At 64.9% G+C, this 13,990-nt stretch carries 16 protein-coding genes; 4 read left to right on the forward strand and 12 right to left on the reverse strand.

What is annotated here, in order from left to right; translation table 11 throughout:
- The first annotated feature begins 70 nt into the window (after window positions 1–70).
- Window positions 71–1,963 carry a 1-deoxy-D-xylulose-5-phosphate synthase gene (gene dxs, locus ACK1VC_RS24085; RefSeq protein WP_449118061.1) on the forward strand — a complete coding sequence of 631 codons (1,893 nt, stop codon included), beginning with the start codon at window positions 71–73 and terminating at the stop codon, window positions 1,961–1,963.
- A gap of 124 nt (window positions 1,964–2,087) precedes the next feature.
- Window positions 2,088–3,959, forward strand: a complete 1,872-nt coding sequence (locus ACK1VC_RS24090; RefSeq protein ID WP_191087226.1) for a TonB-dependent receptor domain-containing protein — start codon at window positions 2,088–2,090, stop codon at window positions 3,957–3,959.
- On the opposite strand, the gene ACK1VC_RS24095 is transcribed toward ACK1VC_RS24090, so the two are convergent.
- The 12 genes from ACK1VC_RS24095 to nrdR form a co-directional block, all read right to left on the reverse strand.
- Complete coding sequence (locus tag ACK1VC_RS24095; RefSeq protein WP_060519265.1) at window positions 3,937–4,749, reverse strand: cobalamin-binding protein; 813 nt, start codon at window positions 4,747–4,749, stop codon at window positions 3,937–3,939. The genes ACK1VC_RS24090 and ACK1VC_RS24095 overlap by 23 nt on opposite strands.
- Window positions 4,749–5,168, reverse strand: coding sequence for a hypothetical protein (locus ACK1VC_RS24100; RefSeq protein WP_016484702.1), 420 nt, complete (start codon window positions 5,166–5,168; stop codon window positions 4,749–4,751). Before ACK1VC_RS24100 ends, ACK1VC_RS24095 begins: the two co-directional genes overlap by 1 nt.
- Window positions 5,165–5,782, reverse strand: coding sequence for a GTP cyclohydrolase II (ribA, locus tag ACK1VC_RS24105; protein WP_016484701.1), 618 nt, complete (start codon window positions 5,780–5,782; stop codon window positions 5,165–5,167). Before ribA ends, ACK1VC_RS24100 begins: the two co-directional genes overlap by 4 nt.
- Window positions 5,783–6,015: 233 nt before the next feature.
- A complete protein-coding gene (locus ACK1VC_RS24110; protein WP_016484700.1) occupies window positions 6,016–6,759 on the reverse strand; it encodes a substrate-binding periplasmic protein in 744 nt (247 codons plus the stop codon).
- A 15-nt stretch (window positions 6,760–6,774) separates the two neighbouring features.
- Window positions 6,775–7,278, reverse strand: coding sequence for a phosphatidylglycerophosphatase A family protein (locus ACK1VC_RS24115; RefSeq protein WP_003255391.1), 504 nt, complete (start codon window positions 7,276–7,278; stop codon window positions 6,775–6,777).
- On the reverse strand, window positions 7,275–8,243 hold the full coding sequence (gene thiL, locus ACK1VC_RS24120; RefSeq protein ID WP_016484699.1) for a thiamine-phosphate kinase: 969 nt from the start codon (window positions 8,241–8,243) through the stop codon (window positions 7,275–7,277). The genes ACK1VC_RS24115 and thiL overlap by 4 nt, the downstream gene beginning before the upstream one ends.
- 18 nt (window positions 8,244–8,261) lie before the next feature.
- A complete protein-coding gene (gene nusB, locus ACK1VC_RS24125; protein ID WP_016484698.1) occupies window positions 8,262–8,762 on the reverse strand; it encodes a transcription antitermination factor NusB in 501 nt (166 codons plus the stop codon).
- The gene (ribH, locus tag ACK1VC_RS24130; RefSeq protein WP_003255395.1) at window positions 8,759–9,235 is read right to left on the reverse strand and encodes a 6,7-dimethyl-8-ribityllumazine synthase; all 477 of its coding nucleotides are present in this window, start codon (window positions 9,233–9,235) and stop codon (window positions 8,759–8,761) included. The genes nusB and ribH overlap by 4 nt, the downstream gene beginning before the upstream one ends.
- A gap of 91 nt (window positions 9,236–9,326) precedes the next feature.
- Entirely contained in the window at window positions 9,327–10,418 is a 1,092-nt protein-coding gene (gene ribBA, locus ACK1VC_RS24135; protein WP_016484697.1) for a bifunctional 3,4-dihydroxy-2-butanone-4-phosphate synthase/GTP cyclohydrolase II, read from the reverse strand.
- Between the two features lie 18 nt (window positions 10,419–10,436).
- Window positions 10,437–11,102: a riboflavin synthase gene (locus tag ACK1VC_RS24140; RefSeq protein ID WP_016484696.1), complete on the reverse strand. Its 666-nt coding sequence runs from the start codon at window positions 11,100–11,102 to the stop codon at window positions 10,437–10,439.
- Between the two features lie 42 nt (window positions 11,103–11,144).
- Window positions 11,145–12,275 (reverse strand): bifunctional diaminohydroxyphosphoribosylaminopyrimidine deaminase/5-amino-6-(5-phosphoribosylamino)uracil reductase RibD, encoded by a 1,131-nt coding sequence (gene ribD, locus ACK1VC_RS24145; protein ID WP_016484695.1) that lies wholly within the window; start codon window positions 12,273–12,275, stop codon window positions 11,145–11,147.
- 2 nt (window positions 12,276–12,277) lie between these two features.
- Window positions 12,278–12,742, reverse strand: coding sequence for a transcriptional regulator NrdR (gene nrdR / locus ACK1VC_RS24150; protein WP_003255402.1), 465 nt, complete (start codon window positions 12,740–12,742; stop codon window positions 12,278–12,280).
- A 106-nt stretch (window positions 12,743–12,848) separates the two neighbouring features.
- On the opposite strand from nrdR, the gene ACK1VC_RS24155 reads away from it, so the two are divergent.
- Together ACK1VC_RS24155 and ACK1VC_RS24160 are read left to right on the forward strand one after the other, a co-directional pair.
- Entirely contained in the window at window positions 12,849–13,301 is a 453-nt protein-coding gene (locus tag ACK1VC_RS24155) for a YbaY family lipoprotein (protein ID WP_016484694.1), read from the forward strand.
- The gene (locus ACK1VC_RS24160) at window positions 13,302–13,961 is read left to right on the forward strand and encodes a class I SAM-dependent methyltransferase (RefSeq protein WP_016484693.1); all 660 of its coding nucleotides are present in this window, start codon (window positions 13,302–13,304) and stop codon (window positions 13,959–13,961) included. It abuts the gene before it with no gap.
- Window positions 13,962–13,990: the final 29 nt, after the last annotated feature.

Consider the following 13,990-nt stretch of genomic DNA (forward strand, 5'->3'; position numbering starts at 1 on the left):
TGCAACCGGTCTTGGCCGCAGCAGCCCGGGTCCATCAGTTGCCGCTGACCAACTGGTGTGCCAGCTGGTTGTGGCGACGTTTCAAGAGATCCCCCGCGAACGCCCGGTCACGCCGTTGCTCGACCGCGCTGACACGCCTGTCGGCCTGCGCCGGTTGGCCGAAGCCGACCTGGAGACCCTGGCCGACGAACTGCGCCAGGAACTGCTCTACACCGTGGGTCAGACCGGTGGGCATTTTGGTGCCGGTCTGGGCGTGATCGAGCTGACCATCGCCCTGCACTACGTGTTCGACACCCCGGACGACCGGCTGGTGTGGGACGTGGGCCACCAGGCCTACCCGCACAAAATCCTCACCGGGCGCCGTAACCGCATGCTCAGCCTGCGCCAGAAGGACGGCATCGCCGCCTTCCCGCGCCGCAGCGAAAGCGAGTACGACACCTTTGGCGTCGGCCACTCCAGCACCTCGATCAGCGCCGCATTGGGCATGGCCATTGCCGCCCGTCTGCAGAACAGCGCACGCAAGTCGATCGCGGTGATCGGCGACGGTGCGCTGACTGCCGGCATGGCCTTCGAGGCGTTGAACCACGCCCAGGAAGTCAACGCCGACATGCTGGTGATCCTCAACGACAACGACATGTCGATTTCGCGCAATGTCGGCGGCCTGTCCAACTACCTGGCCAAGATTCTCTCCAGCCGCACCTACGCGAGCATGCGCGAAGGCAGCAAGAAAGTGCTGTCGCGCCTGCCGGGCGCCTGGGAAATCGCCCGCCGCACCGAGGAATACGCCAAAGGCATGCTGGTGCCGGGTACGCTGTTCGAAGAGCTGGGCTGGAACTACATCGGCCCGATCGACGGCCATGACCTGCCGACCATGATCGCCACCCTGCGCAACATGCGTGACCTGAAGGGCCCGCAGTTCCTGCATGTGGTGACCAAAAAGGGCAAGGGCTTCGCCCCGGCCGAGGTCGATCCGATCGGCTACCACGCCATCACCAAGCTGGAGCCGGCCGACAAGCCTGCCGCGCCGAAGACCGTCAGCGGCCCGAAATACTCCGCCGTGTTCGGCCAGTGGCTGTGCGACATGGCCGCTGCCGACAACCGCCTTGTGGGTATTACCCCGGCGATGAAGGAAGGCTCGGACCTGGTCGACTTCAGCGAGCGTTACCCGGAGCGCTACTTCGACGTGGCGATCGCCGAGCAACACGCTGTGACCTTGGCAGCCGGCATGGCCTGCGAAGGGAGCAAGCCGGTGGTGGCGATCTACTCCACCTTCCTGCAGCGTGCCTACGACCAGCTGATCCACGATGTAGCGGTGCAGAACCTCGACGTGCTGTTCGCCATCGACCGCGCCGGCCTGGTTGGCGAAGACGGCCCGACCCACGCAGGCAGCTACGACCTGTCTTACCTGCGCTGCATCCCGGGCATGCTGGTGATGACCCCGAGCGACGAAAACGAGCTGCGCAAGATGCTCAGCACCGGACACCTGTACAACGGCCCGGCAGCTGTGCGCTACCCGCGCGGTACCGGCCCGAATGCGCCGATCAGTGGCGATCTGGACCCACTGGAAATCGGCAAAGGCGTGGTTCGCCGCCAAGGCGAGAAAGTCGCCCTGCTGGTGTTCGGCGTGCAGCTGACCGAGGCCATGCAGGTGGCCGAGCAGATCAACGCCACGGTGGTCGACATGCGCTTCGTCAAGCCGCTGGACGAAGCCTTGGTGCTTGAACTGGCTGGCAGCCACGGGCTGCTGGTAACCATTGAAGAGAACGCCATCATGGGTGGCGCGGGTGCAGCGGTGGGCGAGTTCCTTGCCAGCCAGGCAGTGCTCAAGCCGCTGCTGCACCTGGGCTTGCCCGACATCTACGTCGAGCATGCCAAGCCTGCGCAGATGCTGGCTGAGTGCGGGCTGGATGCGGCCGGGATCGAAGCTTCGGTAAAAGCCCGCATGGCCAGGCTCGGCCTGTAATCCCTGGGGCCGCTTTGCGGCCCATTCGCGGGGCAAGCCAGCTCCCACAGGTCCATCACGCTTTTCGAGAACATTGACAATCCTGTGGGAGCGGGCTTGTCCCGCGAATACTTTGGGGCTGCCCATGAAACCATCCGCCTGTGCCGCACTACTCTGTGCCCCCACATTCCTGCTAGCCGCCGAGCGCGACGACGCCCTCAAGCTCCCCGACGTGCTGATCAGCGCCAGCCGCCAGGTCGAGTCGCGCACCGCCACCAGCGCTGCCAACACCGTCTTCACCCGTACTGACATCGATCGCCTGCAACCCGCCAGCGTCACCGACCTGCTCAGCCGCGTGCCCGGCGTGCAAGTGGCGCCAACCGGTGGCCGGGGCAGCCTGCCTGGCATCTTCATCCGCGGCACCAAGGCGGCACAAAGCCTGGTGCTGGTCGATGGGGTGCGCATTGCCAACGCTACCTCTGGCGACAGCGGCCTGCAGTTTCTGAACGTCCACCAGATCGAGCGGGTGGAAGTGCTGCGCGGCTCGCGCTCGGCGGTGTACGGCAGCGACGCCATTGGCGGGGTAATCCAGATCTTCACCCGTCGCAGCAATGGCCCCGGCCTGCAGCCGCGCCTGCGCATGGCCGCCGGCAGCAACCAGACATTCCAGCGCAGCCTGGGGCTTTCTGGCGGCAGCGACGCGACCCGCTTCAACCTTGGCGCCAGCCTGGATGAAACGGCCGGCATCGACTCGACCGGGCCGTCCTTCGCCAGCGATGGCGACCACGACGCCTACCGCAACAAGGCATTCAACCTGAGCCTGAGCCATACCTTTGGCGAACGCTTCGAGGCCGGCCTGAACCTGCTCGACAGCCGTGGCCGCAGCGAGTACGACAACCCGTTCGGCGGCTTCGACCCGGTTACCTTCGAAAGCTTCGGCCAACAGCCGTACACCGATTTCAGCGTCAGCAGCCTGGGCAGCTACTTCGACGCCCAGCTCACCGACATCTGGCATTCGCGGCTGGAACTGGCCCACAGCGAGAACCGCGACGACAAGCGCGACAAGCTCAGCGCCGAACGCTTCGTGTTCAACACCTACCGTGATCAAGTCACCTGGCAGAACGACCTGGCCCTGGGCGAGCGGAACAGCCTGCTGCTGGGTGGCGACTGGTACGAAGACCGCGTGCACGCCAGCACCGACTTTACCGAGGACAGCCGCTGGAACCGCGCCGTCTTCGTCCAGCACCGCTACCAGGGCGAGCAGTTCTCAACCGAGGTGGGCGTGCGCCATGACCGTAACCAGCAGTTCGGCGGCCAGACCACCTGGAGCGGCAGCCTGACCATACCGTTGAACGCACAGAATGATGTGCTGCTGTCCTACAGCGAGGGCTTTCGGGCGCCAACCTTCAACGACCTCTATTACCCCCAGTTCAGCAACCCGGACCTGGACCCCGAGCACTCCAGAAGCTACGAGCTGCAATGGCGCAGCCAACTGACGACGCACAGCCGCCTGGAAGCCTCGCTATACCGCACCGATCTGCGCGATGCGATCGTGTTTGGCCAGGACTCGGTACCCCGCAACGTGGCCTCGGCACAGATCAACGGTTTCGAAATGGCATTGGCGCAACAGTGGGACGCCTGGCACAGCCAGCTGGGCCTGGCACTGATCGACCCGCGTGACCGTGACAGCGGCCACACTCTCGCCCGCCGTGCACGCCGCACGTTAAGCCTGGATCTGGACCGTGAGCTCGGGCGTTTCGCCGCGGGGGCAAGCTGGCAAGCGGTCAGCGGCAGCTACGACGATGAGGCCAACCGCAACCGCATCGGCGGCTATGGTGTGCTCGGTCTGCGCGGTAGCTGGGCCGCCACTGATGAACTGAAACTGGAAGCGAAGCTGGATAACCTGCTGGACCGGTCTTACAGCCGCGCCCTGTACAGTTATGAGGGGGCCTATCACCCCTACCGTGAAGAAGGCCGTACGCTGCTGTTCAGCGTTACCTGGACGCCGGCGCTTTAGCCGCGAGCACTGCGCACAAACGGGCGGTGGCTTCGATCATCTGCCCACTGGGCCGCTCAATGCCTTTGTCGGGTATCACCAGCAAACTGCCATCGGCAACCGCACGCAGTTGCGGCCAGGCCTTCCAGCTTGCCAGTTGCGCTTGATCACCCGCCAGGATGACCTGTGGATTTCGCAGCAGCACAGACTCCACATTCACCTGCGGCGCTGGTTGGCTGAGGTCGGCGAACACATTGCGCGCCCCGCACACGGCCAGGGCATCGCTCACCACCTGCCGGCCACCCAGGGTGTACAACGGCTGGTCCCACACCTGATAGAACACCTGCAAGGGCTCGTCACGCCGGTACTGCTGGCGCAGCTGCCGCAGCCGTTCCCGCAGGGCCTGGGCATATTGATGGCCTTGCCCGGCACGGCCGATACGCTCGGCGATGGCTTCGATCTGCGCGATCAACTGGTCGATGTCACGGGGCTCTGCACTGAAGGTGGCAATGCCCAGGCGCTTGAGCTGGTCGCGCTGGGCAGGTGGCACGCTGCCCGGCCAGAGCAGCAGCAAGTCAGGGCGCAGGCTGAGCAGGCGCTCCATGTCCAGTTGACCTTGGCGCCCTACCGAGGGCAGGTCGCGCAGGGCTGCCGGCCGTTCGCCACCGTCGAGCACGCCGACCAGCAGGTCGTCGGCCTGCAGTTCAAGCATGATTTCAGTCATCGAAGGCGCCAGGCTGACCACCCGCAAGGGGTCAGCGGCCAGCGCGGTACAGGCGAACAGCGCCAGCAGGCCAGGGAGAAAGCGCATCAGCCCAGTTGGCGCGGAATGCGATAGAGGTACAGCACCACCACGGTGGACAACGCCAGCAGGATCTGCGGCACCGCCTCCAGGCCGACCAGTACAGACAGTGCGGCGACCCAGGCCGGCAAGCAGGCGTACAGCATGGCCATGCGCCGCACCCGCGCCAGTTCGATCCAGGCAGCGGGCTCTTCGCCCGTGCCGAGCACCTTGGAGGTGGCGATCAGTGCGCGCTTGTAAGCGCCGAAGCGCGGCAGGCTGAGGAACATGGTCGCCGCGCCGGCGATGAACAGTGGCATGGCCAGCACCGGGATCAGCGCGTCACCACCACCAAAGGCCCAGGCCATGACCGGCAGCGGCACCAGGCCAACAGCCAGGTACTGCCACCAGGCCAGTGCCAGGCGCCGCTTGACCTCGGCGCGGGTCACGCCTGGGGCACCTCGCCCTGGTGTTCATTGCCCAGCATGTGGCCGAGTTTACCGGCCTTGGTCGCCAAGTAGTAACGGTTGTGCGGGTTGTGGCCGGTGTGCAGCGGTACACGTTCGGCAACCACGATATTCATGTCGGTCAGGGCTTTGACCTTGCGCGGGTTATTGGTCATCAGGCGCAGGGCTTTCACGCCCAAGTGCTCCAGCATCGGCAAGCAGATGGCGTAGTCGCGCTGGTCGGCGGCAAAGCCCAGGCGTTCATTGGCTTCGACGGTATCGGCGCCACCATCCTGCAGCTCGTAGGCGCGAATCTTGTTCAACAGGCCGATGCCACGGCCTTCCTGACGCAGGTACAGCAGTACCCCACGGCCTTCACGGGCGATCGCCTGCAGCGCGGCTTCCAGCTGCGAACCGCAGTCACAGCGCTGGCTGAACAGGGCGTCGCCGGTCAGGCACTCGGAGTGCAGGCGCCCCAGCACCGGCTGGCCATCCGCAATGTCACCCAGGCTGAGCACTACGTGCTCGCGGCCAGTGGCTTCGTCGAGGAAGCCGTGCATGGTGAAGGTCGCGAATGGCGTCGGGAGTTTAGAGGCGGCAACAAAGACGACGGGCACGTTGTGCTCCTGGAATAAGTTGGAAATTTCTCGTGGGCCGATTGTATCAGCCGGTTGCAGGCTGTGGGCGGGCTGAATACCGCGGGTTAAGATCGAAAAGTTCGATGCTTAGGTTCACCAGGCCCGGCCTTATCGCCGGCAAGCCAGCGCCCACAGGTACTTCACAGGATCCGAAGCCGCGGTGATCCTGTGAGCGCTGGCTTGCCGGCGATGGAGTGCGAAGCGCCCCTGCTTCAATGGGGTTTGCTGTCTGCAGTGAACGGGTACGGCTGTTTCCAGTGCTCGAAAATCGGCTTCAGCTCGCCGCTGCGCACCAGTTCGTCCATGCGCTTGTCGAACAGGTCACTCAGGGCCTTGGCCTGGCCATTGTGGGCAAACGCCAGGTACAGCGGTAATTCGGCCACATGGTTAAGGCGGAAGCGCTCGGGGTGGGATGACTGGCTGAGGACGTAATTGACTTCGGTCAGCGCATCAATGTAGAAGTCCACCCGGTCATGCTCGAGCATCGGCAGAATGCCTTCGCGGCGCTGAATTTCACGGAATTCATGCACATCTGGCAGGTAGCTGCCGTAATCGTAGCCACGCACCCAGGCCAGGCGATACTTGCCCACGTCCTGCGCAGTGGGCACAGGTTTGCTGGCAAGCCCCAATGCGTAGATGTGGTCGACGTCGAAGTGCCAGCGTGGGTACAGGTTGTCGTCGTTCTCTTGCTTGTACGAGCCCACCCAGGCATCGGCTTCGCCGCGTTTGACCAGCCCGACTGCACGGCTGTAGGGCGCGCTCTGGGTCACCACCTGGACCCCTGCCGGCTCGAACACCTTGCGCAGTACGTCCCAGGCCACCCCGGTACCGTCAGCGTTGGTGTAATCGAGCCATTCTTCACTGACCAGGTGGATCTGCTTGGGCACGCCTTCAGCAGCTGCCACCCATGGGGCAACGCTCAGCAGCACTGCCAACAGCAACGTCCTTATGGCCATTCACGCGCTCCCTGTTCAGGCAACCGCCCACACCAGAACCTGCATGCCCAGCCAAGCAAACACGCCGGCCAGGATATCGTCGAGCATGATGCCGACACCCCCGTGCACATGGCGGTCGATCCAGCGGATCGGCCATGGCTTGAGGATGTCGAAGAAGCGGAACATCAGGAACCCTGCCAGCAACCACTGCCAGCCCTCCGGCACCAGCCAGAGGGTGATCCACATGCCGACAATCTCATCCCAGACAATGCCTTCATGGTCGTGTACGCGCAAGTCATTGGCGACTTTGCCGCACAACCAGAAGCCAAACAGCATGCTTACGCCCAGCAACAGCCAGTAGCCCCAGTCAGGCAGCATCTGCCACAACGGGATGAACGGTATGGCCACCAGCGAACCCCAGGTACCCGGGGCCTTGGGCAAGGTACCCGAACCGAAGCCAAAAGCGATGAAGTGCCACGGGTTGCGCCAGACCGAAGGCGGAACAAACTCCGCAGGCACCTGATTGGGGTGATCGGTCACGGTGTCTCCCTAAAGTGTTGATAGCCCCGCTGAACGGGGGTGATGTCCCGGCCCTGCACATCGCGCAAGGTGACGCCCTGCCCTTCGAGCACACGACCAATGGTATGCACCTCGACCACGCCAAGATCAGCCAAGGGTGCCAGCGCCTCAGGCGGCAGCGTAAAGGCCAGCACGTAATCATCGCCACCGGCGAGGGCTGCCTGCACTGCTGCTTCGCGGCCGAGGAAAGCCTCTACAGCAGGAGACACTGGCACCTGGGCCAGGTTCACCTCCAGCGCAACGCCGGACGCCTTGGCGATGTGCCCGCAATCAGCGAGCAGGCCGTCAGAGATGTCCAGCGCCGCCGTGGCCCGACCACGCAGCAGCGTTCCGAGGGTGAGCTGCGGCATTGGCGACCAGTAATGGGCCAGCAGCGGCTCGGCCTGTTCAGCAGGCGCCTCGCGCTCGCCCAGCACCAGCGGCAGCGCGCCGGCCGCCTTGCCCAGCACCCCGCCAACGCACAGCAGGTCGCCTGGCCGTGCACCGCTACGGCGCAACGCCTGGCCTGTCGGTACACGGCCAAACACGGTAACGGTTATGCTCAGCGGGCCTCGGGTAGTGTCACCCCCGATCAGGCTCATGCGGCAACGGTGGGCCATGCGGCTGAGGCCGTCAGCATAGGCTGCCAGCCAGTCAGGGCCAACATCAGGCAAGGTCAGGGCGAGGGTGAAGCCGATCGCAGTTGCACCCATGGCGGCCAGGTCACTGGCGGCCACGGCCAGCGAACGCTGGCCAAGCAGCAGCGGATCGCAAACAGCGGGAAAATGCACCCCGGCGACCAGGGTGTCGGTCGACACCGCCAGTTGCTCACCGGGGGGAAGGGCCAGCAGGGCGCAATCGTCGCCGATACCCAGGGCCACGCCTTCGCCGCCCTGCGCACAAGGCGCGGCGGCGAAGTAATGGTTGATCAGCTCGAACTCACCCATGGCTCGGCAGCGCCAGAATCAGCGCTTGTTCGCCTTGACTTCGGCTTCACGCAGCGACGGTGCCAGCTTGTCCAGCACGCCGTTGACGAACTTGTGGCCGTCGGTGGCACCAAAGACCTTGGCCAGCTCGACACCTTCGTTGATCACTACGCGGTACGGTACGTCGACGCGCTTGATGAACTCCCAGGTGGACAGACGCAGCACGGCCAGCTCGACCGGGTCGAGCTCTTCCAGCGTCATGGTCATGCAAGGCGCCAGGGCCTTGTCGATTTCGCCCTTGCTTGCCGGAACCCCATGCAGGATTTCACGGAAATAGGCACCGTCGACATCGGTGAAATCGTTATCCACCCGGAACTGCGCTTCGATCTCGTTCAGCGAATGCTGCGCCATGTGCCACTGGTACAGTGCCTGGGTCGCGAGCTTGCGGGCTTCGCGGCGCTTGGCGCTCTTCGAGGGCTTGCCGGCATCCGCAGGTTTTGGATCGCGCGGGTTGAAACGATCGCTTTCGTCGCTAATCACTTGGCCTCCAACTGCGCCAGCAGGCTGACCATTTCCAGTGCGGACAGGGCAGCTTCAGCACCTTTGTTGCCGGCCTTGGTGCCGGAACGCTCGATGGCTTGCTCGATGGAGTCGACGGTCAGTACGCCGAAGGCCACTGGAACACCGAACTCCATGGACACCTGGGCCAGGCCCTTGGTGCATTCGCCCGCCACGTATTCAAAGTGCGGGGTACCGCCACGGATCACAGCGCCCAGGGCGATGATCGCGTCGTAGGCGCCTTGCTGGGCGACCTTCTGTGCTACCAGCGGGATTTCAAATGCGCCCGGGGCACGGATGATGGTGATGTCGCTTTCGCTGACACCGTGGCGTACCAGGGCATCAACGGCACCGCTTACCAGGCTTTCAACGACGAAGCTGTTGAAGCGGCCAACCACCAAAGCATAGCGACCTTTGGGGGCGATGAAGGTACCTTCGATGGTCTTCAGGGTCATTCCGATATTCTCATCTTCAAGAGCGAGGCCGCATACAAGCGGCCTCGACAGGGGTCTGGACTCGAGCAGAGGGCGTCAATGCCGCCTCAAGTCACTCGGAGGGCACGTATTCTACAACTTCCAGATCGAATCCGGATATCGCGTTGAACTTCATCGGCGAACTCATCAGGCGCATCTTGCGCACACCGAGGTCGCGCAGGATCTGCGAACCGGCACCCACGGTGCTGTAGGTAGTCGGTGCCTTGGCGGGTGCATCGCCCGCGCTTTCGCGGATGTGGGCCAGCAACACGTCGCCGTCCAGCGGGTGACCCAGCAGCAGCACCACGCCACTGCCAGCCTCGGCCACGGCAGCCATGGCAGCACGCAGGCTCCAGCGGCCTGGCTGCTTGACCAGCAACAGGTCGCGCAGCGGGTCCATGTTGTGCACACGCACCAGGGTAGGCTCTTCGGCGCAGATCTTGCCCAGGGTCAGGGCCATGTGCACGTCGCCTTCGACCGCGTCGCGGTAGGTGACCAGGTTGAACTCGCCCAGCTCGCTCTCCACCGGCTGCTCGGAAACACGCTGCACGGTGCGCTCGTGGATCATGCGGTAGTGGATCAGGTCGGCGATGGTGCCGATCTTCAAGCCGTGCTCGGCGGCGAACACTTCCAGCTCGGCGCGACGCGACATGGTGCCGTCGTCGTTCATCACTTCGCAGATCACGCCGCTTGGCTCGAAACCGGCCATGCGTGCGAGGTCGCAGGCGGCTTCGGTGTGGCCGGCACGGGCCAGGGTACCGCCGGGCTGGGCCATCAGCGGGAAGATGTGGCCAGGGCTGACGATGTCTTCGGCCTTGGCGTCCTTGGCAGCGGCGGCCTGCACGGTGCGTGCTCGGTCGGCGGCGGAGATGCCGGTGGTTACGCCTTCGGCGGCTTCGATCGATACGGTGAACTTGGTGCCGAAGCCCGAGCCGTTGCGCGGCGCCATCAGCGGCAGCTTCAGCGTTTCGCAACGCTCGCGGGTCATCGGCATGCAGATCAGGCCACGGGCGTGCTTGGCCATGAAGTTGATATGTTCGGGCAGGCAGCATTCGGCCGCCATGATGATATCGCCTTCGTTCTCGCGGTCTTCGTCATCCATGAGGATGACCATTTTGCCCTGGCGGATGTCTTCGACCAGTTCTTCGATGCTGTTGAGCGCCACGCGGCACCCCCTTCTCAATCAGGATTTCAAGAAGCCGTTGGCGGCCAGGAAGCTTTCGGTAATGCCACTGCCCTTGCTCGGTTCGGCAGCCTTGTCACCCAGCAGCAAGCGCTCCAGGTAACGGGCCAGCAGGTCGACCTCAAGGTTTACCCGACGCCCTGCGCGGTAGTCGGCCATGATGGTTTCGGACAGGGTGTGCGGGACAATGGTCAGCTCGAACTCGGCGCCATTGACCTCATTGACCGTCAGGCTGGTGCCGTCGACGGTGATCGAACCCTTGTGGGCGATGTACTTGGCCAGCTCCTTGGGTGCACGCACACGGAACTGGATGGCGCGGGCGTTATCGCTGCGCGAGATGATTTCGCCGACGCCGTCGACATGGCCGCTGACCAGGTGCCCGCCCAGACGGGTGGTGGGGGTCAGGGCCTTTTCCAGGTTGACCTTGCTGCCGCTCTTGAGGTCGATGAATGCGGTGCGTTTGAGGGTTTCGACGCTGACATCGGCCCAGAAGCCATTGCCCGGCAGTTCGACGGCGGTCAGGCACACACCGTTGACGGCGATGCTGTCGCCGAGCTTGACGTCGCCCAGGTCAAGCTTGCCGGTGTCGACGTGGACGCGCACATCCCCCCCCTTGGGGGTGAGGCTGCGGATGGTGCCGATGGATTCGATGATGCCGGTGAACATGGGGTCTTCCTCAAAAACGGTTTGCACGGGGCAAGCCCGGCATTATACGCCGGGCGCCGGCAGGGGGATGGCCGTGACCCGCCAGTCATCGCCCACTGCGCGCATTTCGGTAATTTTCAATCGCGGCGCTTCGCTCATCTTGTCCAGCGGCCACTCCAGCAATGGGCGGGCGTCGGAGCCGAGGAAGGTGCCAGCGACGAACAGCTGATACTCGTCGACCAGGCCTTGGCGGGCAAAGGCGCCGACCAGGCCGGCACCGGCTTCCAGGAGGATTTCGTTGACGCCGCGGGCGGCCAGGGCCTGCAACAGCGCCGCAAGGTCGACCTGGCCATTGTCGCCCGGCAAGCTGAGCAGTTCGTGGCCGGCAGCGGCATAGCGCGGGTCATCTGCGACAGCGGTCACCACCAGTGCCGGGCCGGCCAGGAAGAACGGCGCAGCCAGTGGCAGGCGCAGGCGGCCATCGACCAGCACTCGCAGCGGGGTGCGGCTGAGTGCCAAGGCGGTGGTTTCGGCGTCCAGGCCCAGCTCGGCGCCACGTACGGTCATGCGCGCATTGTCGGCCAGCACACTGGCAGCGCTGGTCAGCACCACGCTGGCACGGGCACGCAGGCGCTGCACCGCCGAACGGGCAGCGGGGCCGGTGATCCACTGGCTTTCGCCGCTGGCCATCGCGGTGCGGCCATCCAGGCTCATGGCCAGCTTGGCGCGCACGAACGGCAGGCCGTGTTCCATACGCTTGAGAAAGCCTGGGTTGAGCGCGCGGGCCTCGGCTTCGAGCACGCCACTGGCCACTTCGATGCCAGCCTCGGCCAGGCGCCGCAGGCCCTGCCCTGCCACTTGCGGGTTAGGGTCCTGCATGGCTGCCACCACCCGCGCTACGCCAGCCTTCACCAGTGCTTCGGCGCACGGCGGCGTGCGGCCATGGTGGCTGCACGGCTCGAGGGTAACGTATGCACAGGCGCCACGGGCACGCTCACCGGCCTGGCGCAGGGCATGCACCTCGGCATGTGGCTCGCCAGCACGCACATGCCAGCCTTCGCCCACCACTTCGCCATCGCGTACGATCACGCAACCTACGCGCGGGTTGGGGTGGGTGGTGTACACGCCCTTACGCGCCAGCTGCAGCGCGCGGGCCATGTAGTGGGCGTCAAGGATGGCGGCTTGGCTGGGCATGTTCACTCTTTAGCCGGCTCACGGGCCAGGCGGTCGATTTCTTCGCGGAACTCGTCGAGGTCCTGGAAGCGTCGGTACACCGAGGCAAAGCGGATATAGGCCACCTCGTCGAGCTTGCGCAACTCGGCCATGACCATTTCTCCCACCACCAGCGATTTGACTTCGCGCTCGCCAGTGGCACGCAAGCGGCTTTTGATGTGCGCCAGCGCCGCTTCCAGGCGCTCGACGCTGACCGGCCGCTTTTCCAGCGCCCGCTGCATGCCGGCGCGCAGCTTTTCTTCGTCGAAAGGCTGGCGCGTGCCGTCCTGCTTGATCAGCCGGGGCAGCACCAGTTCGGCGGTTTCGAAGGTGGTGAAGCGCTCGCCACAGGCCACGCATTCGCGGCGGCGGCGCACCTGCTCGCCCTCGGCAACGAGGCGAGAGTCAATGACCTTGGTGTCGTTGGCACCGCAAAAGGGACAGTGCATGGTGGCAGGCAACAAAAAAAGGGAGGGCCATGGTAGCGCATTGCACTGGCAAGACAAGCCAAAGGGGTTAACATCCATGGGAAATCTGCCCGTGAAGGACGACCCCATGCACTACCGAGCGCTCGTTGTGCTGTGCTGCGCCGCCCTGCTCGCTGCCTGCGGCAGCGACAGGCCGAAAACCGATACGCCCCCGGCGCCCACGCCAACCCGCTCGGCCAAACCGGCCGAAGTACTGGGACCGCTGCCGGCCTACCAGCGCGAACTGAGCGGCACCTTGCTGGAAATCCCGGCAGGTGCCGACGTGGAACTGGCCTTGCTGGTCATCGACGAACGCGACCGCCCGCAACGCCTGCTGGCCAGCAGCAACCTGACCGGCACCGGCCAGGCCCTGCCCTACCACCTGCGCTTCAACCCCGAAGCGTTCCCGGCCGGCGCGCGGGTCGAGCTGCGTGGCCGCGCCAGCAGCTCCGGCCAGTTGATCATGCACCTGCCACCGGTGCGTATCAGCCAGGCCCAAACCCAAGCCACCGGCCCGCTGCGTTTCGAGAAGGCGCCGTAAGTGGCACCCGTGGCCCTGCAACAGGCCCTCAGCGGCCTGATCGGCGAAGCGCGCCTGATCGTCAGCGAGCTGCCCGGCTGTGACCTCAAGCTGTGGTTGATCGACGACCAGAACATGGACCGCGCCTTCAGCAGCGAAGAAACCCGGCGCATCCTTGAAGAGCCGCCCTACTGGAGTTTTTGCTGGGCCAGTGGCCTGGCCATGGCCCGCTACCTGGCCGAGCGCCCGGAGTGGGTGGCCGGCAAGCGCGTGCTGGACTTTGGCGCCGGCTCAGGTATCGCCGGTATTGCCGCCGCGCGCGCCGGTGCATTGGAAGTGGTGGCCTGCGACCTCGACCCGCTGGCCCTCGATGCCTGCCGCGCCAATGCCGCGCTGAATGGGGTCGAGCTTAATTACAGCAGTGACTTTTTTGCCGAGGACGACCGCTTCGACCTGATCCTGGTCGCCGATGTGCTGTACGACCGCGCCAACCTGCCGCTGCTGGACGCCTTCCTCGGCCGCGGCCGCCAAGCGCTGGTGGCCGACTCGCGCGTACGCAACTTCTGCCACCCGCTGTACCAACAGCTGGGCGTGCTCGAAGCGCTGACCCTGCCGGACCTGGCCGAGCCACACGAATTCCGCAGGGTCAGCCTGTACCACGCCAGCCGCGACGCCTTATAGTGGTGCCATTCACGAGTTTGCGAGAGTCG

This window comes from Pseudomonas sp. XP2 (genome assembly GCF_053557975.1).